General features: G+C 69.3%; 23 protein-coding genes. 6 read left to right on the top strand and 17 right to left on the bottom strand.

Going from position 1 to position 20590, the window contains the following annotated elements; genetic code table 11:
- Positions 1-120: 120 nt before the first annotated feature.
- The 3 genes from ASE89_RS02810 to ASE89_RS02800 form a co-directional block, all read right to left on the bottom strand.
- The gene (locus ASE89_RS02810; protein WP_056673801.1) at positions 121-1443 is read right to left on the bottom strand and encodes a DNA-packaging protein; all 1323 of its coding nucleotides are present in this window, start codon (positions 1441-1443) and stop codon (positions 121-123) included.
- Positions 1443-1973, bottom strand: a complete 531-nt coding sequence (locus tag ASE89_RS02805) for a hypothetical protein (protein ID WP_056673798.1) — start codon at positions 1971-1973, stop codon at positions 1443-1445. Before ASE89_RS02805 ends, ASE89_RS02810 begins: the two co-directional genes overlap by 1 nt.
- Positions 1974-2112: 139 nt before the next feature.
- Positions 2113-2982, bottom strand: coding sequence for a 3-hydroxyacyl-CoA dehydrogenase NAD-binding domain-containing protein (locus ASE89_RS02800; protein ID WP_056675216.1), 870 nt, complete (start codon positions 2980-2982; stop codon positions 2113-2115).
- Between the two features lie 105 nt (positions 2983-3087).
- On the opposite strand from ASE89_RS02800, the gene ASE89_RS02795 reads away from it, so the two are divergent.
- Positions 3088-4239 (top strand): DUF1176 domain-containing protein, encoded by a 1152-nt coding sequence (locus tag ASE89_RS02795; protein WP_082451198.1) that lies wholly within the window; start codon positions 3088-3090, stop codon positions 4237-4239.
- 104 nt (positions 4240-4343) lie between these two features.
- On the opposite strand, the gene ASE89_RS02790 is transcribed toward ASE89_RS02795, so the two are convergent.
- From ASE89_RS02790 to ispG, 5 genes are read right to left on the bottom strand one after another with little or no spacing between them, the layout of a single operon-like run.
- Positions 4344-4820: a GNAT family N-acetyltransferase gene (locus ASE89_RS02790; protein WP_056673791.1), complete on the bottom strand. Its 477-nt coding sequence runs from the start codon at positions 4818-4820 to the stop codon at positions 4344-4346.
- Entirely contained in the window at positions 4817-5719 is a 903-nt protein-coding gene (locus ASE89_RS02785; RefSeq protein WP_056673787.1) for a DMT family transporter, read from the bottom strand. Before ASE89_RS02785 ends, ASE89_RS02790 begins: the two co-directional genes overlap by 4 nt.
- A complete protein-coding gene (locus ASE89_RS02780; RefSeq protein ID WP_056673784.1) occupies positions 5716-6096 on the bottom strand; it encodes a type II toxin-antitoxin system VapC family toxin in 381 nt (126 codons plus the stop codon). Before ASE89_RS02780 ends, ASE89_RS02785 begins: the two co-directional genes overlap by 4 nt.
- Positions 6093-6323 carry an AbrB/MazE/SpoVT family DNA-binding domain-containing protein gene (locus ASE89_RS02775; protein ID WP_043156878.1) on the bottom strand — a complete coding sequence of 77 codons (231 nt, stop codon included), beginning with the start codon at positions 6321-6323 and terminating at the stop codon, positions 6093-6095. The genes ASE89_RS02780 and ASE89_RS02775 overlap by 4 nt, the downstream gene beginning before the upstream one ends.
- Positions 6324-6359: 36 nt before the next feature.
- Positions 6360-7499, bottom strand: coding sequence for a flavodoxin-dependent (E)-4-hydroxy-3-methylbut-2-enyl-diphosphate synthase (gene ispG, locus ASE89_RS02770; protein ID WP_031440350.1), 1140 nt, complete (start codon positions 7497-7499; stop codon positions 6360-6362).
- A gap of 115 nt (positions 7500-7614) precedes the next feature.
- On the opposite strand from ispG, the gene ASE89_RS02765 reads away from it, so the two are divergent.
- From ASE89_RS02765 to ASE89_RS02750, 4 genes are all read left to right on the top strand, one after another.
- On the top strand, positions 7615-8136 hold the full coding sequence (locus ASE89_RS02765; protein ID WP_056673782.1) for a DUF1993 domain-containing protein: 522 nt from the start codon (positions 7615-7617) through the stop codon (positions 8134-8136).
- An 84-nt stretch (positions 8137-8220) separates the two neighbouring features.
- A complete protein-coding gene (locus ASE89_RS02760; protein WP_056673779.1) occupies positions 8221-9402 on the top strand; it encodes an acyltransferase family protein in 1182 nt (393 codons plus the stop codon).
- An 8-nt stretch (positions 9403-9410) separates the two neighbouring features.
- Positions 9411-10340, top strand: coding sequence for an isoaspartyl peptidase/L-asparaginase family protein (locus tag ASE89_RS02755; protein ID WP_056673776.1), 930 nt, complete (start codon positions 9411-9413; stop codon positions 10338-10340).
- Positions 10337-11203 carry a S1/P1 nuclease gene (locus ASE89_RS02750; protein WP_056673773.1) on the top strand — a complete coding sequence of 289 codons (867 nt, stop codon included), beginning with the start codon at positions 10337-10339 and terminating at the stop codon, positions 11201-11203. The genes ASE89_RS02755 and ASE89_RS02750 overlap by 4 nt, the downstream gene beginning before the upstream one ends.
- 232 nt (positions 11204-11435) lie before the next feature.
- Here ASE89_RS02750 and pal read toward each other — a convergent pair whose 3' ends face one another.
- The 9 genes from pal to ASE89_RS02705 all read right to left on the bottom strand — a co-directional run bounded on the left by pal (position 11436) and on the right by ASE89_RS02705 (position 19697).
- Positions 11436-11963, bottom strand: a complete 528-nt coding sequence (gene pal / locus ASE89_RS02745; protein ID WP_031395926.1) for a peptidoglycan-associated lipoprotein Pal — start codon at positions 11961-11963, stop codon at positions 11436-11438.
- A 52-nt stretch (positions 11964-12015) separates the two neighbouring features.
- Positions 12016-13371 (bottom strand): Tol-Pal system beta propeller repeat protein TolB, encoded by a 1356-nt coding sequence (gene tolB, locus ASE89_RS02740; protein ID WP_056673770.1) that lies wholly within the window; start codon positions 13369-13371, stop codon positions 12016-12018.
- Positions 13372-13571: 200 nt separating this feature from the next.
- A complete protein-coding gene (locus ASE89_RS02735) occupies positions 13572-14648 on the bottom strand; it encodes a hypothetical protein (RefSeq protein ID WP_056673765.1) in 1077 nt (358 codons plus the stop codon).
- Between the two features lie 27 nt (positions 14649-14675).
- Positions 14676-15113 (bottom strand): protein TolR, encoded by a 438-nt coding sequence (gene tolR / locus ASE89_RS02730; protein ID WP_037531582.1) that lies wholly within the window; start codon positions 15111-15113, stop codon positions 14676-14678.
- Positions 15114-15148: 35 nt separating this feature from the next.
- On the bottom strand, positions 15149-15841 hold the full coding sequence (gene tolQ / locus ASE89_RS02725) for a protein TolQ (RefSeq protein WP_031440027.1): 693 nt from the start codon (positions 15839-15841) through the stop codon (positions 15149-15151).
- Positions 15838-16299, bottom strand: coding sequence for a YbgC/FadM family acyl-CoA thioesterase (locus tag ASE89_RS02720; RefSeq protein ID WP_056673762.1), 462 nt, complete (start codon positions 16297-16299; stop codon positions 15838-15840). Before ASE89_RS02720 ends, tolQ begins: the two co-directional genes overlap by 4 nt.
- 93 nt (positions 16300-16392) lie before the next feature.
- Positions 16393-17193 (bottom strand): hypothetical protein, encoded by an 801-nt coding sequence (locus tag ASE89_RS02715; RefSeq protein WP_082451197.1) that lies wholly within the window; start codon positions 17191-17193, stop codon positions 16393-16395.
- Between the two features lie 133 nt (positions 17194-17326).
- Entirely contained in the window at positions 17327-18346 is a 1020-nt protein-coding gene (locus ASE89_RS02710; protein WP_031440024.1) for an NAD(P)H-dependent flavin oxidoreductase, read from the bottom strand.
- 97 nt (positions 18347-18443) lie between these two features.
- Positions 18444-19697 carry an aspartate kinase gene (locus ASE89_RS02705; RefSeq protein ID WP_031440023.1) on the bottom strand — a complete coding sequence of 418 codons (1254 nt, stop codon included), beginning with the start codon at positions 19695-19697 and terminating at the stop codon, positions 18444-18446.
- 52 nt (positions 19698-19749) lie between these two features.
- Here ASE89_RS02705 and ubiG point away from each other — a divergent pair, with 52 nt between their 5' ends.
- Positions 19750-20490 carry a bifunctional 2-polyprenyl-6-hydroxyphenol methylase/3-demethylubiquinol 3-O-methyltransferase UbiG gene (gene ubiG, locus ASE89_RS02700; protein WP_082451196.1) on the top strand — a complete coding sequence of 247 codons (741 nt, stop codon included), beginning with the start codon at positions 19750-19752 and terminating at the stop codon, positions 20488-20490.
- Positions 20491-20590: the final 100 nt, after the last annotated feature.

Raw genomic sequence — 20590 nt, 5'->3', positions numbered from 1 at the left:
CGTTCGCCCTGAGCGAAGTCGAAGGGCACGACCCGCGCGCCAGTGCTTCGACTACGCTCAGCACGAACGGACGGGGGAAACCACGAAAGGGAAAGGGAGAAAGGGGAAGGAGCCCCCCCCTCAAACCACCCTCACCCCCACCTTAACCCGCCGCCGCAAGCACAACTCCGTCAGCGCCCAAACCAGCGCATCCGCCCGATCCGGCGAGCGCCCCGGCCCGACATACCCCCCGCTCACCAGCCCGCAGAGCTCGTCCTCCAGCGCCGGAAACGCCCCGACATGAAACACCCGCCGCCCCTCGTACAACGTCGCCACCGGCTCCGCCCGCGCGACCTTCCCGCGGCTCGCATGGACCAGCCGCACCGGCAGCGCACAGTCCGCGGCCATCAGCACGCTGCGCACCATCTCCCCGCCCTGGTTGCACTCCGCGACCACCCGGTCCGCGCCGTGCCGCGCCGCGCAGTCCGCCACCGCGCGCGCCCAGCCCTCGGGCGACAGGCCCGCAACGCTCGCATCCTCGAGGACATAGGCGAGCCCGTCCTCGCCCATCGCGACGCACACGATCCCGCACGCATCGCCCCCGGTCCCCGCGGGCGGATCGACCCCCACGACCACGCGCACCAGCGCCGGCACCACCCCGCCGCGCTGCCGCTCGAGCAGGTCGCGCGTCCACAGCGCCCCCTCGACATCGTCGATCAGCTCGCCGTCCAGCTCCTGCCGCCCCAGCCGCGTCCCCGCATAGGTCTGGGTCATCGCCGCGACGAACGACGCGGGCAGGAACGGATTCTCCCCCGTCCCCCCGCGCGATTCATACAGGTCCGGCAGCGCGAGCAGCCGCCGCATCAGCGGCACCGGCCGCGGCGTCGTCGTTACCAGCACCCGCGGCCGGTCGCCGATCCGCAGCCCCATCATCAGATTGTCCCAGGTCGCGTCGCCGTAGCGCCACTTGGCGAGCTCGTCGCACCACGCCGCATGATGCTCGGGCCCGCGCAGCTTCTCGGGCGCCTCCGCCGAATAGACGAACGCGCGCGCGCCGCTGTCGAACACGAACTCGCCCGCGTCGCGCCGCCAGCGATAGGTCTCGCCCGCCTGCGCCACCGCGATCAGCCCGCTCTCGCCCTCGACCATCACCTTGCGGACGTCGTCTATCGTGCCGCCGACCATCGCGATCCGCGCGCCGGGCATCGCGCGGGCCAGCGCGCTCACCCATTCGGCGCCCGCGCGCGTCTTGCCGAAGCCGCGGCCCGCGCGGATCAGCCAGACCTGCCAGTCGCCCGCGGGTTCGCGCTGCCCCGGCAACGCCCAGATCGCCCAGCTCTCGTGCAGCGTCCTGAGTTCCGCCTCGGACAGCCCGCGCAGCAGCGTCACCAGCTGCCCCCGCGGCAACCCCCGCAACCGCGCGAGCACGGCAGGATCGAACGTCGCACCCTCGGTGTCCGCCATCACGCATCCCCCGTGACGGACGCCGCCTGCGCGTCGAGCGCATCGAGCCGCGCGACCAGCACCGCCTCGAGCTCGGCCAGCGACACGCGCTTGCGCAGCGTCCCCGCCCCCGCTCCAACGGCAGAACCCCCACGCTTGCGAAACCCCAGCGCCTGCACCGCGACCCGCGGATCGAAATGCGCCCCGCGCAACTCCGCCTCCGCATCCCCGTCAGCTTCAGCCTCAGCTTCCGCCTCAGCTTCCCCCTCGCCTTCCCCCAGCGCATAGGCCAGCAACCGCACCTCGAGCGTCTCGTACGCCGCCTCGATCGCCCTCGCCCAGTCGGCCGCGAACACCGCGTCGCGCGCCTTCAGCGCATGCGCCCCGCGCGGCGCCATCCCGACCGCGCGCGCCGACGCCGCGATGTTGCACGTCGCCGCCAGATGCTCGAGAAACGCCGCGCGCTTCACCGGCGTCCAGCCGCGCGGGGCGGTCTTGCGCACCTGCAACCGCCCCGCCTTCACGCTCCCGCCAACCGCCCCCGCCGCCATGCGCCATCCCCCAAATGGATCGGGCCGGTCCGCCGCCGGGGGATCACCCCGACCGCGTCCGGCCCGACTCGCAATTCGTCATCGTTCCCGTTATGTGCCAGAACAGCGTGACGATGTCAAGGGTAAATAACCGATCTGGTTAGCGCGTCGGCACCGGCTCCGCCCCCGAATAGTCGTAGAAGCCGCGCTTGGTCTTGCGCCCGAACCACCCCGCCTCGACATATTTGACCAGCAGCGGCGCGGGCCGGAACTTCGGATCGCCGGTCCCCTCGAACAGCACGCGGGTGATCTCCAGGCAGGTGTCGAGCCCGATGAAATCGGCCAGAGTCAGCGGCCCCATCGGATGATTGAGCCCCAGCTGGCACGCCAGATCGATGTCGCGCACCCCCGCCACGCCTTCGCCCAGCGCGAAGCACGCCTCGTTGATCATCGGCATCAGCACGCGGTTGACGATGAACCCCGGCGCGTCGTTCGCGTGCACGACCTGCTTGCCGAGCTTTTCGGCGAACGCCTCGACCGCGGCGACCGTCGCGTCCGACGTGGCGAGCCCGCGGATCAGCTCGATCGGCCGCATCACCGGCACCGGGTTGAAGAAATGCACGCCCATGAACCGCGCCGGATCGGGTGCCGCCTGCGCCAGCCGCGTGATCGGGATCGACGAGGTGTTCGACGCCAGGATCGCGTCCGCTTTCAATACCTTGCCGACCTCGGCGAAGATCGTCCGCTTGATCGCCTCGCGCTCGGTCGCGGCCTCGACGACGATGAAGCAGTCGCCCATCTCGGCGACGCTCGCGACCGGCTCGATATTGGCCAAAGTCGTCTCGCGGAAGTCGGCGGTGATCTTCTCCTTCTCGACCAGCCGCGCCATCGCCTTGCCGATCCCCGCCTTGCCCGCCTCGGCCTGGGGCAGGCCCATATCGGCCAGCAGCACGCGGTAGCCCGCCTGCGCGGCGACCTGCGCGATCCCCGCGCCCATCTGTCCCGCGCCGATTACGCCGATCGTCTGCATCGCACTCTCCATCTTGATTGCCGCCCTTACCATTGACGGTTGTTCGACTATGGCCTCGCCCCTATCGAAGCGGGACCGTCGCCGCCAGACCGGTCAGGAGGTCGCATGCGCTATCCAGTTCTCGTTTCGCTTCTGCCCGTTTCGGTTCTGGTGGCCGCGACGGCCTGCAGCCCCAGCGGCAACACCGGCGCGCCCAACGACGCCACCGTCCCGCTCGAAACCCCCGCCCGCCCCAAACCGCGCCCGATCGCGCGCGGCGCCGCCCCGCAGGCCCCCGCGGAGCCCGCCGTCGACTCGAAGGCGCGACCCCGCCCGACCAGCGTAAAGACCTTCGGCGCCTGGGAAATTGCCTGCGACAACGGTGCCTATTGCACCGCGGTCTCGATGGCGCCCGACGATTCGAGCATCGCCGAACTCTCGATCGTCATCGAACGCGGCCCCGCCACCGACGCGCCCGTCTCGGTGACGATCGGCACGCCGGGCAGCGCGCTGCGCCGCGTCGTCGTCGCGATCGACGGCACCCCGCTCGCCAGCGGCAATCCGGGCGACGACCGGCGCTTCACCGTCACCGGCCCGGTCGCGATGACGCTCGCCCGCCGCCTCGCCACCGGCACCGCGATGACCGCGCGACTCGACGGCCGGACGATCCCCGTCGTCATCACCGGCGCCGCCGCCGCGCTCCGCTATGCCGACGCCCAGCAAGGCCGTGCGGACACCGCCACCGCGCTCGTCGCGACCGGCGACACGACGCCCGCGACCACCCCGCCCGCACTGCCGACGATCCTCGCCGCCCCGCTCACCGACCGCCGCGCGCAGGCCCCCGCAGCCCCGCTCGTCGCACAGATGCGCCAGCGCACCGGCTGTGCCGCGGACCAGTTCGGCCCCGTCACCAACGAGACCCATGCGCTCGACGCGACCACTGATCTCGTCCTGCTATCCTGCGGATCCGGCGCGTATAATGTCATAACCCGCGCGCTGATCGTCCGCGACGGCAAGGCCAGCGAAGCGCCGTTCGACCTGCCCCCGCAATTCGGCGAACCCGGCGCGAAACCCGCCCTTGTCAATGCGGGCTACGACCCGAAGACCGGACTGCTCAGCTCCTACGCCAAGGGTCGCGGCATCGGCGATTGCGGCGTCGGCCAGGACTATGTCTGGGACGGCACCCGTTTCCGCCTCGCCGAAATGCGCATGATGGGCGAATGCCGCGGCGCGATCACCTGGCCCGTCACCTGGCGCACAACGGTCGCCCGCAACTGACGCCCCTTCTTCTTCCGTCATCCTGACGAAAGTCAGGATCCAGAGTTACTTAGCGCCGGACTGCGTGGCTCTGGCTCCCGACGTCCGTCAGGATGACGACGCTCCTACCGCCCCGCCAGCTTCACCAGCGCATCCCCCGTCAACCGCTGGATCGTCCAGTCCTCCATCCCCACCGCACCCAGCTTGCGATAGACCGCGATCGCATCCGCATTCCAGTCGAGCACCGACCATTCGAACCGCGCACACCCGCGGTCGATCGCGATCCCCGCCAGATGCGCGAGCAGCGCGCCGCCGACCCCCTGCCCGCGCGCCTCGGGCGTCACGTACAGATCCTCCAGATACAGGCCGCGCTTCCCCGTCCAGGTCGAGAAATTGTGGAAGAACACCGCGAAACCGACCGGCCCGTCTGCCCCGTCCGCGATCACCGCCTCCGCCGCGGGCGCGTCGCCGAACAGCGCCTCGCCCAGCGTCGCCTCGGTCGCCTCGACCGCATCGGGCTCGCGCTCGAACGCCGCGAGTTCGCGGACGAAGCGCAGGATCGTGCCGGTATCGGCGCGGGTGGCGGAACGGATCTGGGTCATGCGGCGGCCTCCATCGACGTCTGCGCGATATCGCGCCGCCGCGCCGCATACAGGCATGCGACGACGATGACACCCGCGCCGCACGCGGTAAACGCCGACACCCGCTCGCCGAACACCAGATAGCCGAGCCCGGCGGCATAGACGAACGAGCTATATTCGGTCGTCGCTAGAAATCCCGTGTCGCCGTGGGCATAGGCCCAGCCGAGCAGCCACAGCGACGCGGTCGCCAGCCCCGCCGCCAGCAACAGCCGCGGCCATGTCGCCGCATCGGGCACCACCGCCAGCCACGGCGCGGCGAGCGCGAGCGTCGCGGTCACCACCAACGCCTGGAAGAACGCGATCTCGCCCGGCCGCGCCGCCTGCGCCTGCACCCGCGCGATCACCAGGTTGACCGCATAGAGCAGCGCCGATCCCAGCACCGCGGCGACCCCCGTCAGGCTCGCCGCCCCCGCCGCGCCCTCGCGGCCATGCCCGATCATCACGATCCCGACCCCGCCCAGCGCCAGGATCGACGCGACCACGACTCGGCGCCCGACCCGCTCACCCAGCGTGACGGCGGCAAGCAGCAGCGCGAGGATCGGCGAGATGTAGGTCAGCGAAATCGCCTGCGCCATCGGCACGCGCGCCAGCCCCCAGAAGAACAGCAGCGCCATCGCCGCGGTCACCAACCCCCTGGCAATATGGAGTTTCAGCGCCCGCCCGCTCGGCCGCCCGCTCCGCCCGAGCTTCCAGGCGACCGCCCCCAGCCCGACACTCGCCATCTGCCGCCAGAGCAGCGCGTTATACACCCCGATCCCCAGCACCAGCGACTTCATCACCGCGTCCATCACCGAGAACAACCCGATCCCGAGCGCCGCGACCGCAAAGGCCAGCGCCGGCGAAACGAGCCGGGCTGTCATCGAATCAGGCGGACTTCGATATCCAGATCGAGCCCGGCCCACGCAGTATCTGCCGTCAACACCGGCACCGCCAGGCGCGTCGCGAGCGCAAGGCACGCGCGATCGCCGAGCGAGAGGCCCAGCGGCCGCGTTTCCGTGCGCAACGTCGCCGTCCGCACCGCGTCTTCCGTGCCATAGGCGAAGCTCTCGATCGGCAGCGTCTTGAGCACACTGGTCACGTCATCCGCTGAAAGATTGAGGTCGATTACCTTCGTCATGATCTCGGCCAGATTGACGCTGGACAGGCAGAAAGGGCCATCGTCGCGAACCACAATATCGCCGCCCGGCTCACCGCGAAGATGGGCCAGCACGACCGACGCATCGATGACCTGTCTCATTCGCCCCAGTCGGCGCGTCGCTCGTGAAGAAACTGGTCGACGCTATATCCGCTGAGCCCGCGACGCAGACGCGCCAGCGCCGCATCGGGGTCCTCACGGCGAAGCAGGATGCCGTCGGCGTTCGCTTCGAGGACGATCGAGTCACCGTCCTTGATGCCCAATTCCCGGCGCAAGTCCGCCGGAATCACGATCTTGCCGCCAGTGATCACCTTGGCATGATAGGTCATGGCCGAGCCTCCAGTACCCGACGCATAGCACCGGACCTATTCCGCCGCCATCTCCGGCACCAGCGCCGCGACCGCCGCATCCGCGGCCTCGATCTCCGCCGCCTTGGCCTCGACCAGCTTGACGATATGGTTCACCATGTCCGCGTCCTGGACATGATGGTCGGTGACCCCCGACAGATACACCATGTGCTTGCCGTTGCCGCCGCCGGTGATCCCGATATCGGTCTCGCGCGCCTCGCCCGGCCCGTTCACGACGCAGCCGAGCACGCTGAGCGACATCGGCGTGCGGATATGCTGCAACCGCTCCTCCAGCGCCTGGACGGTACGGATCACGTCGAACCCCTGCCGCGCACAGCTCGGGCACGACACGACGCGCACGCCGCGGTTGCGGATGCCCAGCGCCTTCAAAATCTCGAACCCGACGCGCACCTCTTCCTCGGGCTCGGCCGACAGCGAGACGCGGATCGTGTCACCGATCCCGTACCAGAGCAGGCTGCCCATCCCGATCGCCGACTTGACCGTACCGCCGACGAACCCGCCCGCCTCGGTGATGCCGAGATGCAGCGGGCAGTCGACCTGTTCGGCGAGCTGCTGATACGCCGCGACCGCGAGGAACAGGTCGGACGCCTTCACCGCGACCTTGAACTCGTGAAAGTCATGGTCCTGCAGCAACTTGATATGATCGAGCGCCGATTCGACCAGCGCATCGGGGCACGGCTCGCCATATTTTTCGAGCAGATGCCGCTCGAGGCTCCCGCCGTTCACGCCGATCCGGATCGCGCAGCCATTGGATTTCGCCGCGTCGACGACCTCCTTCACGCGGCTCGCAGACCCGATATTGCCCGGGTTGATCCGCAGGCACGCCGCCCCCGCATCCGCCGCCTCGAGCGCGCGCTTGTAGTGGAAGTGGATATCCGCGACGATCGGCACGCGGCTCGCGCGGACGATCTGCTTGAGCGCGCTGGTCGATTCGACGTCGGGGCAGCTGACGCGGATGATGTCGACGCCCGCCTCTTCGCAGCGGCGGATCTGGTCGACCGTCGCCTTGATGTCGTCGGTCGGCGTGTTGGTCATCGTCTGCACGGTGACGGGCGCATCGCCGCCGACGGGGACGTTGCCGACCATGATCTGGCGGCTCGTACGGCGGGTGATATCGCGCCAGGGACGAAGGGACATGAAGATTCCTCGTGGGTTCACCGCCGTATATAGCGGCTGGACGCGGCGAGCGAAACAACGCTGGCACATGCCGCCGCACGGCCATAGGTTGCCGCATCTCAGCGGAGCCCGATCGATGACCCTGTCCCTCTACGATGCGACGATCCCCTCCAACCTCCAGGTCCTGCGCGCGCTCGACGCGCTGCTCGACAAGGCGGAAGCCTTCGCCGCCCAGCGCGGGATCGACCCCGCCACGCTGATCGACGCGAAGCTCGCCGACGACATGCTCCCCTTCGGCTATCAGGTGAAGTCGTGCGTCGCGCATTCGGCGGGCGGCGTGCAGGGCGTCCGCGACGGCGTCTTCTCCCCCGACCGCAGCGCCTGGCCGACCGATTTCGCTGGGCTCCACGCCGCGGTGCAGGGCGCGATCGCGACGCTCGAGGCCTATGACCCGGCCGAGTTCGACACGCTGGCCACCGCCGCGACGAAGTTCGAATTCGGCAGCTATGTCATGCCCTTCACCGGCGCCAACTTCCTTTTGTCCTTCTCGCAGCCCAATTTCTACTTCCACGCCAGTATCGCCTACGCGATCCTGCGCGCCCAGGGCGTCCCGCTCGGCAAACGCGACTTCCTCGGCGTCCCCCGCATGGCCGCCTGACCGGGCCGGGCCGGGCGGGCCCGCGCCGGTGTGACGGGGCAGCGCGTGCTTGCAGCCCCGTCACCCGCCGCCTAGGGCGCTGCGATGACCCGGCATTACGGCATGGACTGGCTGCGGATCGGCGCCTTCGCCCTGCTGATCCTTTACCATATCGCGATGGTCTTCGTGCCGTGGAACTTCCATGTGAAGTCGCTGCATGTCGAGGACTGGGTCCGGCTGCCGATGCTCGCCACCAATGCGTGGCGGCTGACGTTGCTGTTCGTCGTCTCGGGCTATGCCAGCCGCGCGCTGCTCCGCCGGTCGAGCGGCCCGGTCCGCTTCTTCGCGACGCGCTGCTACCGGCTGCTCGTACCGCTCGCCTTCGGCATCCTCGTCATCGTCCCCCCGCAACCCTGGGTCGAACTCGTCACCCGGCACGGCTATGCGGGCAGCTACTGGACCTTCTGGACGCACGACGCCTTCCGCTTCGCCCCGCTCGACGGGCTCTGGCTCCCGGCGTGGAACCACCTCTGGTTCGTCGTCTATCTCTTTGTCTACACGACGGTCCTGACGCTAGGCGTTGCGCTGGTCCGGGGCCCGCGCAGCCTGCGCAGCCACCAGAATGTCCGCAGCCGCGGCGCGCAGCGGCTCTTCGACCGCGTCTTCGGCGGCTGGCTGGTGCTGCTCCTCCCGCTCGCCTGGCTCATCTTCGTCCATGGCTGGTGGTTCCAGATGGCGGCCGAGAGCCAGGCGCTGCTCGGCGACTGGATCGCGCACATCACCTATTTCCCCGCCTTCCTGTTCGGCTTCGGCCTCGCGCGCTCCGAACCCGCGATCGCCGCGATCGCGCGGCTGTGGAAGGTCGGCGCCGGCCTCGCGCTCCTCGGCTATGCGACGATCCTCGGCATAGAGCTCGGCTGGCCCGCCGGGGTTGCGAAGCCGCACTGGCTCTATACCGCCTACGGCATCGCGCATGCCCTTGAACAATGGGGCGGAATCGTCGCGCTGATCGGGCTCGCCGAACGCCATCTCAACCGCGACCATCGCTGGCGGCCGATGCTGACCGAGGCGGTGTTCCCCTTCTACCTGATCCACCAGACGATCATCGTCCTCGTCATGTACGCGCTGCTCCCCGCCGGCCTTCCCGGCTGGGCGGAGTTCGCGGTGCTGCTGGTCGCGACCGTCGCCGGCTGCTTCGCCTTCTACCGGATCGGCCGCAGGGTCGCGCCCTTGCGCCCGCTGATCGGGCTGCGTCTCCACCTTCGTCCCACCCCGCCAACCTTGTGAAAGCCCCCATGCCCCAACCCAACTGGACCCTCGTCATCCACGGCGGCGCGGGCAAGCTCGACCGCGAGATGCTCTCCGCCGAGCAAGATTCGGGCGCGCGCGCCGGCCTGTCTCGCGCGCTCGACGCCGGCTCCGCGGTGCTTTCGGGCGGCGGCGCCGCGCTCGACGCGGTCGAGGCGGCGGTCCGCGTGCTCGAGGATGATCCGCACTTCAATTCGGGCCGCGGCGCGGTCTTCACGCATGAGGGCGGGATCGAGCTCGACGCCGCGATCATGGACGGCCGCACGCGCGCCGCGGGCGCCGTCGCCGCCGCCACCGCGACTCGCAGCCCGGTCGGCCTCGCGCGCGCGATCCTCGACGACGGCCGCCACGTCTTTCTCGCAAGTACGGGCGCCGACGCGTTTTCGCGCGAGCACGGCCTCGAACAGGCGGATCAGGACTGGTTCGCCACCGACGAGCGCCGCCGCCAGTTCGCCGAGCTTCAGGCGAGCGGCGACATGTTCGACGTCGACATGAAATACGGCACCGTCGGCGCGGTCGCCTGCGACACGCACGGCCATGTCGCCGCCGCCACCTCGACCGGCGGCGTCACCGGCAAGCGCTGGGGCCGGATCGGTGATTCGCCCGTCATTGGTGCTGGCACCTTCGCCGACGATCGTGCCTGCGCGGTGTCGTGCACCGGCTCGGGCGAGTTCTTCCTGCGCGTCGGCGTCGGGCATGAGATCGCCGCGCGCGTCCGCCTGACCGGCGAACCGCTCCAGGCCGCGACCGAGGCGGTCCTCGCCGAAGTCCGCGCGCTCGGCGGCACCGGCGGCGCGATCGTCGTCGCCCCCGATGGCAGCATGGCCTGGTCGTTCACCACGCCGGGCATGTACCGCGGTACCGCATCCGCAAAGGGCGCGCGCAGCGTCGCCATCTACGCTAGTGAGCAGCCATGATTCGCAAGCCCCTGACCGCGCTCGGCCTGCTCGCCGCGACCGCGCTGACCGCCGCCCCCGCCACCGCTTATTGGGAATATGGGCATGAGACGGTCGCGCAGATCGCCTATGCCAATGTCGCGCCGCGCACGAAGGTCGCGATCCGCCGCATCCTCGCGCAGCAGGCGCTGCTCGACACCCCCGAATGCCCCGCCGGCACGATCGAACAGGCAAGCGTCTGGGCGGACTGCATAAAGCCGCTCAAGACAGCCGACGGCAAGTCGCGCTTCGGCTTCGCCTACAGCTGGCATTACCAGAATGTCGATGTCTGCGCGCCGTTCGACCTGACGCCTGCCTGCAAGGACGGCGACTGCGTTTCCGCGCAGATCGACCGCGACGTGAGACTGCTCCGCGACCGCAAGACCTCGCCGCACGACCGCGTCCAGGCGCTCGCCTTCCTCATCCACTTCGTCGGCGACCTCCACCAGCCGCTCCACGCGGGCGATCGCCATGACAAGGGCGGCAACGACGTGAAGACCGATTACGGCATCTACGCCCCCGCCCGGCTCAATCTCCACTCGGTCTGGGACGGCACGCTCGCCGAGCGCGCAATCTCCGCGCCCCCCTCGCTCGTCCGCCGCTACCCCGCCGCCGAACGCGCGCGCATCGCCGCGGGCACCGTCGCCGACTGGAGCCGCGAAAGCTGGCAGGTCGCGCACGACGTCACCTATGCCTCCGCGCTCGGCAGCGACGCCTGCGCCCCCGTCCCCCCGCGCGTGAAACTCGACGAAGCCACGATCGCCCGCATCGCCCCCGTCTCCCGCGAAGAAGTCCGCAAAGGCGGCCTCCGCCTGGCAAAACTCCTAGACAAAGCCCTGACCTAAAACCCCTCTCCCCCCGGGGGAGAGGGAGGGGCCCATGCGCCCTTGCGCATGGGAGGGTGAGGGCACGAGGCTGGAAGACTCGCCCCCAAGCCCCCGCCGTCATTCCCGCGAAGGCGGGAACCCAGACCGGCTACCCTCGCGAGTAGACCCGACCGTCAGTCCGTCTGGATCCCCGCCTCCGCGGGGATGACGAAGGACGGGGCAAGGCTCCTCACGAGCCCGCCCCCAGTCCTCAGTTCAGCACGATCGTGACCGCCCGGCGATTCTCCGCCCAGGCCGCATCGTCCGACCCCTGCGCCACCGGCCGCTCCGAGCCATAGCTGATCGTCGTCATCCGCGACGCCGACACGCCGCGTGCCGCGAGGTAGTTCTTCGCCGAATTGGCCCGCCGGTCGCCCAGCGCCAGGTTATACTCACGCGTCCCGCGCTCGTCGCAATGCCCCTCGATCGTGATCCGGACATTGGGGTTGCGCGCCAGCCACTCGGCCTGGCTGTCGAGGATCGCGCGCGCGGTCGGATCGATATCGTACATGTCGAGCGCGAAATTGACCGTGTTGCTCTGTACCGAGCGGCGGAAATCGGCGTCCGACCCGGGCACGATCGCGCCGTTGGCGCCGCCATTGGCCAGCCCGCCGGTCGGGTCGACGCCCGCCGACGAATCGACGGGGGCGGGCGGCAGGGTCTCGGGGCGCTTCTTGGCGCAGCCCGCGACGGCGATCAGCGCGGTCGCGCACAGCAGCGTTGTCGTAAACTTGGCCATCACATCTTCTCCCGTGGTCGGAACATATTCCAACATAGATTACATAATCGGTCTAGGGCCGCAGCGGGCCCCAGGCTGGATCCGACCCGTCGAGCGGGGTCGGAATCTTGCGCTCGTTGACGCCCGTCAGGTCGACGGACCACAGGTCCGCCTTGCCGCCGCCGCCGCGTCCCGAGCGGAAGAAGTTGATCACGCGGCCGTTCGGCGACCAGCTCGGCCCCTCGTCCTGCCAGTCGTTGGTCAGCAGCTTCTCGCCCCCGCCGCTCGGGCTCATGATCCCGATCCGGAACCCCCCGCCGAGCTTGGTGAACGCGATCAGGTCGCCGCGCGGGCTCCATACCGGCGTCGCATAGCGCCCGCCGCCAAAGCTGATCCGCTGCTGGTTCGATCCGTCGGCGTTCATGACATAGATCTGCTGCCCGCCCGACCGGTCGCTCTCGAACACGATTTTCGATCCGTCGGGCGAATAGCTGCCGCCGGTATCGATGCCGGGCGAATTGGTCAGCCGCTGCGGCGCGCCGCCCTGGCTCGACACGCGGTACACGTCGGTATTGCCGCCCTGCGCCATCGAGAACAGGATGTTGCGGCCATCGGGCGAGAAGCGCGGCGCAAAGGTCAGGCTGGCATTCTGCACCACCAGCCGCTGCCGCCCGGTGCCGATGTCATAGACATAGATCGCAGGCCGGTTGTTCACATAGCTCATATACACGATCGACTGCTGGTTCGGCGCGAAGCGCGGCGTCAGCACGATCGACTGGCCGTTGGTCAGAAACCGGTGGTTGGCACCATCCTGGTCCATGATCGCCAGCCGCTTGATCCGGCGGTTTTTGGGTCCGGTTTCCGAGACATAGACGACGCGACTGTCGAAATAGGCGCCCTCGCCGGTCAGTCGCGTATAGACCATGTCCGCGCATTTATGCCCGGCACGCCGCCAGTCGGACGGCGGCACGACGAACCCCTGCCGGGTCAGCTCGGCGCGCGACGACACGTCGTACAGATAGCAGCCGACGGTCAGGTTCCCGTCGCCATTCGCGCGGATGAAGCCCTGCACCAGCGCCTGCGCACCCGTGCTGCCCCAGTAATCGAACCCCGGTGCGGTAACCTCGGGAAAGCCGATCGCGCGCAGCTGCCCGGGGGCGAGCGGCGTGAACAGACCCGAATTGCGCAAGTCGTTGGTGACGATCTCGGCCAGTTGCCGGCCGAGCACGTCGGTCGACCCCGCCGGCGTCGACACCACCGCGGACGTCGGCATCACCGGCACCGCGATCGGCATCGGCGCGGAGATCCCGCCCGTCACGTCGACCACCAGCCCGCCGGACTGATCCTCCGCCGCCGCCGGCGTGCCCGCCTGCGGAACGGGCGCCGGCGCATCCTGCGCACTGGCCGCACCGCCGGCAACGAGTGCCATCAACCCGACCGAAGCAAGCACCGCCCTCACCCCAGACCCCACCCCGGCGAAGGCCGGGGCCCAGCTGGGGGACGCTCCCGCAAGCACGGTGCGCGCCGTTACGAAAACCTCTCCACCTGGGCCCCGGCCTTCGCCGGGGAGGAGGCTGGAGATCATGGCGGGCCGGCGGGGGGACAGCGATCGGAACATAACGGACATCCTCATCCGGGAAGCTTGTAACGCAGGCTGAAATTGCTCCAGCCATTCTGCACGTCATACAGGTCGTCGGGCAAACCGCGCAGCGGCGAACAGCCCGTGAAGGTCGCGATCGCGAGATCGTCGACGCGGTCGACATAGCGGCGATTCTCGTCGTCGACGCCCGCATGCCCGGTGATCGTCGGCCGCGACTTCAGCGTCCCGTCGCGGTTGAGCTTCAGGTTGATCGTCACGCGGATCCGCTCCGCGCCCGGCCCCGGCGTCACCTGCCGGTTCGCGCAGGGCTGCACCTGCCGCAGGATCGCCGAGCCGATATTGGCCGCCGCCTGCGCGCCGAGCTTGGCCGCCTTGGGCGCTTCCGACTTGCTCGGCGACGGATCCGCCGACAGGCCTTTCAGGAAATTATCGCCCAGCCGCGAGCCCCGCGGCCGCGCCGCCTTCGCGTCCGCAGTCGATCCGCTGCCCTTGGTTGCCGAAGGCTTGGCGGGCTTTGCCGAGGACGCCGCACTCTTGGCGGGCGCCGCGTTCGACTTGGCCGCGCTCTTCGCCGGTGCCGCCTTGGCAGGCGATGGCTTGGCCGCCGGTTTCGCGGGCGCAGGCTTGGATTTCGCCGGGCTCGGCTTGGCCGGCGCAGGCTTGGCCGCCGGCTTCGGGACTGGCGCAGGCTTCGCCACCGGCTTGGGCGGCGCGGGCCTGGGCTTGGCCACCGGCTTGGGCTCGGGCTTCGGCTCGGGCTTGGGCGCCGGTTTGGGGGGCGCAGGTTTGGGCGCAGGCTTGGGTGGGGCCGGCTGCGGCGCAGGCGGCACCGGATCCGGCTGCGGCGCGGGCTCGGCCTCCTGCGGCGCGGGCGGTGCCGCATCCTCGGGCGTGCCCTCGTCGGGCGCGACCGATTCGGCGGGCGTCTCCGCCGATTGCGGCGCGGTCGCCTCAAGCGCCACGTCGGGCACCAGGCTGATGTCGATCGGCTGCTGGACGGGCTTGGGCGGCTCGGGCGTGTCGAGAAACCCGACCGACAACAGCGCGAACAGCACGACATGCCCGACCAGCGCGACGCCGAACCCGATCTTTTCGGAGCGATCCATCACCAAGGGCCCATCACCGCCGCGACATCAGTTGGGGGTGCCCTCGACCGTCACCAGCGCGACGCGGTTCAGCCCGGCGCGGTTGAGCTCGCCCATCACGCGCATCACCCGGCCGTAGTCGAGCTTGCGGTCCGCGCGCAACAGCACCTGCGGCTCGTTGCCGACCGCCCGGCTCGCCGCGATCGAGGCGAGCCGCACCGGCAGCGCGTCCTCGCCGATCTGGTCCTGGTCGATGAACACCGCACCCGTCGCATCCATCGAGATCTCGACGGGTTTCTGCTCCTGGTCCAGGGCCTTGGCACGCGCATCGGGCAGGTTCACCGGCACGCCCGCGGTCATCAGCGGTGCGGTCACCATGAAGATGATCAGCAGCACCAGCATCACGTCGACCATCGGCGTGACGTTGATGTCCGCCATCGGCGCGCGCCTTCCGCGACCGCGACCCGAAGGAAGGTTCATCGCCATCTACGCGCCTCCCGTGCGCAGCACCGGCCGGCCGCTCATCGCGCGCCGTCCAGCTGCCGCGACAGCGTCGCGTGGAAGCCGTCGGCGAAGCGGTTGAGGCTCGCCTCGATCCGGTTGATGCCGTGGCTGAAGCGGTTGTACGCGATCACCGCCGGGATGGCCGCGAACAGGCCGATCGCGGTCGCGAACAGCGCTTCCGCGATTCCCGGCGCGACGACCGCGAGCGAGGTGTTCTGCGCCGCCGCGATGCTCGTGAAGCTGCGCATGATGCCCCAGACGGTGCCGAACAGTCCGACGAACGGCGCCACCGATCCGACCGTCGCCAGCACGTTCAGCCGGTCCGACAGCGTGTCGATCTCGTGCGCGACCGCCGCGCCCATCGTCGTGGCGAGCCGCTCGCGCGTCCCGGCCTTGTCGATCGTGCCGCCCGCGGTCGACCGCCGCCACTCGGTCACCCCGGCCGCGAACACGCGCGCCGACGGCAGGTCGGTCTCGCTCTCGGCCTTGTAGAACACGTCGATGTCCTCGGCCTTCCAGAAGTCGCGCTCGAACCGCACCAGTCCCTTGCGCGTCTTGCCCAGCCGCCGCCAGAACGCGACGATCAGCGCCCAGGTCCAGACGCTGGCGAGCAGCAGCCCGATCATCACGCCCTTCACGACCAGATCGGCCTGTAGGAACAAGTGGATCGGCGACAATGTCGCGCTATCCATAGTCAGAACCGGATTCATGCTTCCCCCTGCCAGACAAGGCGTTCGTAGATGTTAGTCCATGCGCGCGGCTGGCGACGCGGCCGGCCGTTGGGGGCGATCAGCGCCGCCACCACGTCCGCCTCGGCCAAGACAAGCCCGCCGCACATGACTCGTTGATGAATGGCGACGCTGGCCGCGCGGACCTGCGTGATCCGTGAGACGATCACCAGCGCATCGTCGAGCCGCGCGGGCGCGGCATAGCGGATGGCGAGGCTTGCGATCGCATAGGAGCCCTCGCCCGCCTCGAACGCCGCGCGCTGGTCGATCCCGCCGACGCGCAGCATGTCCGACCGCGCGCGCTCCAAGTAGCGAAGGTAATTGGCATGATAGACGACGCCCGACAGGTCGGTGTCCTCGAAGTACACGCGCAGCGCGAACCGGTGCTCGCGCCCCGCAAAGCGCCCTCCCGCCGGTTGATCCTGCTCTGCGTCAGCCATTCCGGGGGCTGTTAACCCAAGCATCGCCGCGAAGAAAGCATTCGCGTCGCCCGGCCCGCGGTTTCGCACCCGCGCAGGCGGATACGCCTCGTCTTATTGCAGGACGCCCGGATCGACCTGCAGCTGCGGACGCGGCGCGGCGGGAAGCGGCGGCTGCGTGACGGGCCGGAGCTGCGCCTGCAACCCCGGCGTGGCGGGCGCGGCGGACGGCAGCGGTGCCACGCCGGAACCGCCGACCGGCACAGCGCCGTTGCTCGCAAAGATCACGCGCTGTGCCGGAAGCGGCTGCACCGCGGTGCCGCGCCAGGCGTCGAACGCACGGTAGAAATCGGTGAAGGGCTGCTCCAGCATCGGCAGCCGCGTCGCCGCAAAGCTCGCCAGCATCGGCCCCGGCACGCTCGCGCCCTCCGCCAGCACGCGCCCCGCCGCCTGACAGAACGCATCGCGCGACGGCGACTGCGAGAAGAAATTGTACAGCCGCGTCATCGAATCGTCGTAGCGATCCTGCCAGTCGCCGCCGCCCGCGCGATATTCCGCAGAATAGGTCGCCTCGGCCTTGGCCAGCACCGGCTTCTGCGCGGCAAGCATCGCGTTGTAGCCCGCGACGATCACCGCCTCGTCAGGTCCGCGGCACGCCAGCGCTGCGACGTTCAGCGCGGCGCGCAGGTGCCAGATCTTCGCGGATTCGGTCAGGTTGCGGTTCGGCGTCGGATAGGTACCGTCGGCGAGCACCGCGGGGATCTTCATCCCTGGAAACGCACCCTTGGGCAGCGGGGCCGCGACCGGCACCGGCGCGACCGGCGCCGGTGCGGGCGCCGCGACCTCGACCGGCTTCCGCGCGCACCCGGCGAGCAGGGCTGCGGTCACCGCAATCATCGCAAACTGACGCTTCATCGACTCAAGTCCTCGCTGTCCCCCGACCGAGACAGACCTGCCGCGATAAGGTTAACAGGGTATAAAACGCGTACGCGACTGCAACCCTAATGCGACGAACGGCACGATCGCAGCGTGTTAGGCCGGCGAAGGATCAGGCCGCGCGCGCCTCGAGCGCCGCCGCGGCCTGTGCCATCAGCTCGGCGATGATGTCCGCGACCGGCTCTTCCTTGGTGACCATGCCGACCGACTGGCCCGCCATCACCGACCCATGCTCGACATCGCCGTCGACTACCGCGCGGCGCAGCGCGCCTGCCCAGTAATGTTCGATCTGCAACTGCGCCTCGCCCATCGCCACGCGCCCCTCGTCGAGATGCCCCGCAACCTCGCGCTGCTTGGCCGAGAACAGCTCGCCCGCCGCATTCTTCAGCGCGCGGACCGGAATGACGGGAAGCCGCGCGTCGAGCTGGACGCTGGCGATCGCATCGCGCGCCGAGGCGCGGATGAACGCCTTCTTGAAATTGGCATGCGCGATCGATTCGGTCCCGCAGACGAACCGCGTGCCGAGCTGGACGCCCGCCGCCCCCATGTCGAGATAGCCCGCAATCGCCTCGCCGCGACCGATCCCACCCGCGACGAACACCGGCACCAGCTCGGCGATCTCGGGCAGCATCTCCTGCGCCAACACGCTCGTCGACACCGGGCCGATATGCCCGCCAGCCTCCATGCCCTCGATCACCAGCGCATCGACGCCGCTGCGGATCAGCTTCTTGGCCAGCGCCAGCGTCGGCGCGAAACAGATGACCTTGGCGCCGCCCGCCTTGATCGCCTCGAGGCTGCCCTTGGGCGGCAATCCGCCCGCCAGGACGACATGGCCGACCTTGTGCCGCGTGCACACCGCGATCAGCTCGACCAGGTCGGGATGCATCGTGATCAGGTTCACGCCGAACGGCTTGTCGGTCATCGCCTGAGTCGCGGCGATCTCGGCATCGAGCAACGCGGGCGTCATCGCGCCGCACGCGATCACTCCGAACCCGCCCGCATTCGAAATTGCGGAGACGAGGTTGCGCTCGCTCACCCACGACATCGCCCCGCCAAGGATCGCGACCTCGGACCCGAGGAATGCGGCGCCGCGCGCCATGCGACGCTGAAGCCGGTCGCTGCCGATGGTCATTACAAAACTCCCGTTCGTGGCGAGCGAAGTCGAGAAACCCCGCGCAGTATCCGTGACATATTTCCCGACAATGCTCGAAACGAACGGACGGTGTCCGTCAAGCCGCATCCTCGGCATCAAGCCCGTAAGCCGTATGCAGCACACGCACCGCCAGCTCGGTATAATCCTCTTCGATCAGCACGCTGACCTTGATCTCCGACGTCGCGATCGCCTGGATGTTGATGCCGCGCTCGCCGAGCGTGGTGAACATCGTCGAGGCGACGCCCGCATGGCTGCGCATCCCGACGCCGACCACGGACACCTTGGCGACGCGCGTGTCGTGGACCAGGCTCGCGAAACCGATCGCGTCCTTCGCCTTGTCGAGCACGTCGAGCGTCCGCGCCAGATCCGCCGAGGGCACGGTGAACGTCACGTCGGTCGACCCGGTCGAATGCGCGACGTTCTGGACGATCATGTCGACGTTGATCCCCGCATCGGCGAGCGGCGCGAAGATCGCCGCGACCGATCCCGGGCGATCGCTGACCTGCGTCAGCGTGATCTTCGCCTCGTTCTTGTCATGCGCGATGCCGGTGATGAGCTGGCGTTCCATATCGTCGATTTCCTCTTCGCCCACGATCAGCGTGCCGCGGTGTCCGTCACTGGTATCGCCATCCTCGAACGAGGACAGCACGCGCACGCGCACATTCTCTTTCATTGCCAGGCCCACCGACCGCGTCTGCAGCACCTTGGCGCCGACGCTGGCGAGTTCCAGCATCTCCTCATACGTCACCTTGCCGAGCTTGCGCGCACGCGGCACGATCCTCGGATCGGTCGTGTAGACGCCGTCGACATCGGTATAGATGTCGCAGCGATCGGCCTTCATCGCCGCCGCCATCGCGACCGCCGACGTGTCCGACCCGCCGCGTCCCAGCGTGGTGACGCGCTGGCCTTCCGCCACGCCCTGGAACCCCGGGATCACCGCGACGACGCCGTCCGCCAGACTCGCATCGAGCGCGACCGTGTCGATCTCGCCGATCCGGGCCGAGCCATGCGCGTCCGACGTGTTGATCGGCAGCTGCCACCCCAGCCACGACCGCGCCTTGCATCCCGCGGCCTGGAGCGCGATCGCGAGCAGCCCGCTCGTGATCTGCTCGCCCGCCGAGACGACGACGTCATATTCCTTCGCATCGTACAGCGACGACGCCTCGCGACAGAAGCCGACCAGCCGGTCGGTCTCGCCCGCCATTGCAGAGACGACGACCGCGACCTCGTTGCCCGCATCGACCTCGCGCTTCACGCGCGCCGCGACGTTGCGGATACGTTCGATCCCGGCCATCGACGTCCCGCCGAATTTCATCACGATACGGGCCATGGGCAGCGTAAATCCCTTTGGGTCGAAGCGGCGGCCCTGATAGGTAGCGCGCATGATACTGGCAAGTGACCGCAACGAAAGCGCAACAATCGATCCCCGGGAGGCCGCGCATTTCGGCACGATGGCGGCCGACTGGTGGAACCCCAAGGGCTCATCCGCGCCGCTCCACCAGCTCAATCCGCCCCGCCTGCGCTACATCCGCGACCGGGTCGACACGCACTGGCACGGTGACGGCACGGGCTTCACCCCGCTCGCCGGCCGGACCGCGCTCGACGTCGGCTGCGGCGCGGGGCTGCTCTGCGAACCGCTCGCGCGGCTCGGCGCCAGCGTGACCGGGATCGACGCCGCGCCCGAAAATATCGCAGCGGCAGAAATACATGCGGCGCAGAGCGGGCTCGCGATCGACTATCGCGCAAGCGGCGTCGAAGGGCTCGACGGCCAGTTCGACCTCGTCACCAGCCTCGAGGTGATCGAGCATGTCAGCGACCCTGCCGGCTTTGTCCGCGGCCTCGCGCGCGTACTGGCCGACAATGGCCTCCTGATCCTGTCGACCCCCAACCGCACGCCGCTGTCGCGGCTCGCGATGATCACGATCGCGGAAGGCACCGGCCGCATCCCGCGCGGCACGCACGACTGGAACAAGTTCCTCACCCCCGAAGAACTGACCGCACTGCTGCGCGACGCCGGCCTCCACGTCGTCCACACGCAAGGCCTCGGCTTCTCGCCGGCGACCGGCTTCACGCTCAGCGATTCGACCAGCCTCGACTATTTCCTGACCGCAGTAAAAGCCTGACCCTTGCCCCGCCCGGCACCACCCCGGCGGGCACGACCAACCCAGTCGGCAAAACCACCCCGGCGGGCGCTACCATCTCAGCAGGCGCTACCACCCCGGC

This window comes from Sphingomonas sp. Leaf30 (assembly GCF_001422525.1).
Taxonomy (GTDB): Bacteria; Pseudomonadota; Alphaproteobacteria; order Sphingomonadales; family Sphingomonadaceae; genus Sphingomonas; species Sphingomonas aerolata.
This window is presented reverse-complemented; position numbering and strand designations above follow the sequence as displayed.

Excerpts from the sequence above, each read along its gene's own strand:
- ASE89_RS02710 (WP_031440024.1), bottom strand. The coding sequence starts at position 18,346 with ATGACCATCGGCAGCGACCGGCTTCAGCGTCGCATGGCGCGCGGCGCC.
- ASE89_RS02810 (WP_056673801.1), bottom strand. The coding sequence starts at position 1,443 with ATGGCGGACACCGAGGGTGCGACGTTCGATCCTGCCGTGCTCGCGCGG.
- pal (WP_031395926.1), bottom strand. The coding sequence starts at position 11,963 with ATGGCCAAGTTTACGACAACGCTGCTGTGCGCGACCGCGCTGATCGCC.
- tolQ (WP_031440027.1), bottom strand. The coding sequence starts at position 15,841 with ATGAATCCGGTTCTGACTATGGATAGCGCGACATTGTCGCCGATCCAC.
- ASE89_RS02780 (WP_056673784.1), bottom strand. The coding sequence starts at position 6,096 with ATGAGACAGGTCATCGATGCGTCGGTCGTGCTGGCCCATCTTCGCGGT.
- ASE89_RS02800 (WP_056675216.1), bottom strand. The coding sequence starts at position 2,982 with ATGCAGACGATCGGCGTAATCGGCGCGGGACAGATGGGCGCGGGGATC.
- ispG (WP_031440350.1), bottom strand. The coding sequence starts at position 7,499 with ATGTCCCTTCGTCCCTGGCGCGATATCACCCGCCGTACGAGCCGCCAG.
- ASE89_RS02760 (WP_056673779.1), top strand. The coding sequence starts at position 8,221 with ATGACCCGGCATTACGGCATGGACTGGCTGCGGATCGGCGCCTTCGCC.
- ASE89_RS02705 (WP_031440023.1), bottom strand. The coding sequence starts at position 19,697 with ATGGCCCGTATCGTGATGAAATTCGGCGGGACGTCGATGGCCGGGATC.
- ASE89_RS02765 (WP_056673782.1), top strand. The coding sequence starts at position 7,615 with ATGACCCTGTCCCTCTACGATGCGACGATCCCCTCCAACCTCCAGGTC.
- tolR (WP_037531582.1), bottom strand. The coding sequence starts at position 15,113 with ATGGCGATGAACCTTCCTTCGGGTCGCGGTCGCGGAAGGCGCGCGCCG.
- tolB (WP_056673770.1), bottom strand. The coding sequence starts at position 13,371 with ATGGCACTCGTTGCCGGCGGTGCGGCCAGTGCGCAGGATGCGCCGGCG.
- ASE89_RS02790 (WP_056673791.1), bottom strand. The coding sequence starts at position 4,820 with ATGACCCAGATCCGTTCCGCCACCCGCGCCGATACCGGCACGATCCTG.
- ASE89_RS02805 (WP_056673798.1), bottom strand. The coding sequence starts at position 1,973 with ATGGCGGCGGGGGCGGTTGGCGGGAGCGTGAAGGCGGGGCGGTTGCAG.
- ASE89_RS02785 (WP_056673787.1), bottom strand. The coding sequence starts at position 5,719 with ATGACAGCCCGGCTCGTTTCGCCGGCGCTGGCCTTTGCGGTCGCGGCG.
- ASE89_RS02735 (WP_056673765.1), bottom strand. The coding sequence starts at position 14,648 with ATGGATCGCTCCGAAAAGATCGGGTTCGGCGTCGCGCTGGTCGGGCAT.
- ASE89_RS02715 (WP_082451197.1), bottom strand. The coding sequence starts at position 17,193 with ATGAAGCGTCAGTTTGCGATGATTGCGGTGACCGCAGCCCTGCTCGCC.
- ASE89_RS02750 (WP_056673773.1), top strand. The coding sequence starts at position 10,337 with ATGATTCGCAAGCCCCTGACCGCGCTCGGCCTGCTCGCCGCGACCGCG.
- ubiG (WP_082451196.1), top strand. The coding sequence starts at position 19,750 with ATGATACTGGCAAGTGACCGCAACGAAAGCGCAACAATCGATCCCCGG.
- ASE89_RS02775 (WP_043156878.1), bottom strand. The coding sequence starts at position 6,323 with ATGACCTATCATGCCAAGGTGATCACTGGCGGCAAGATCGTGATTCCG.
- ASE89_RS02795 (WP_082451198.1), top strand. The coding sequence starts at position 3,088 with ATGCGCTATCCAGTTCTCGTTTCGCTTCTGCCCGTTTCGGTTCTGGTG.
- ASE89_RS02720 (WP_056673762.1), bottom strand. The coding sequence starts at position 16,299 with ATGGCTGACGCAGAGCAGGATCAACCGGCGGGAGGGCGCTTTGCGGGG.
- ASE89_RS02755 (WP_056673776.1), top strand. The coding sequence starts at position 9,411 with ATGCCCCAACCCAACTGGACCCTCGTCATCCACGGCGGCGCGGGCAAG.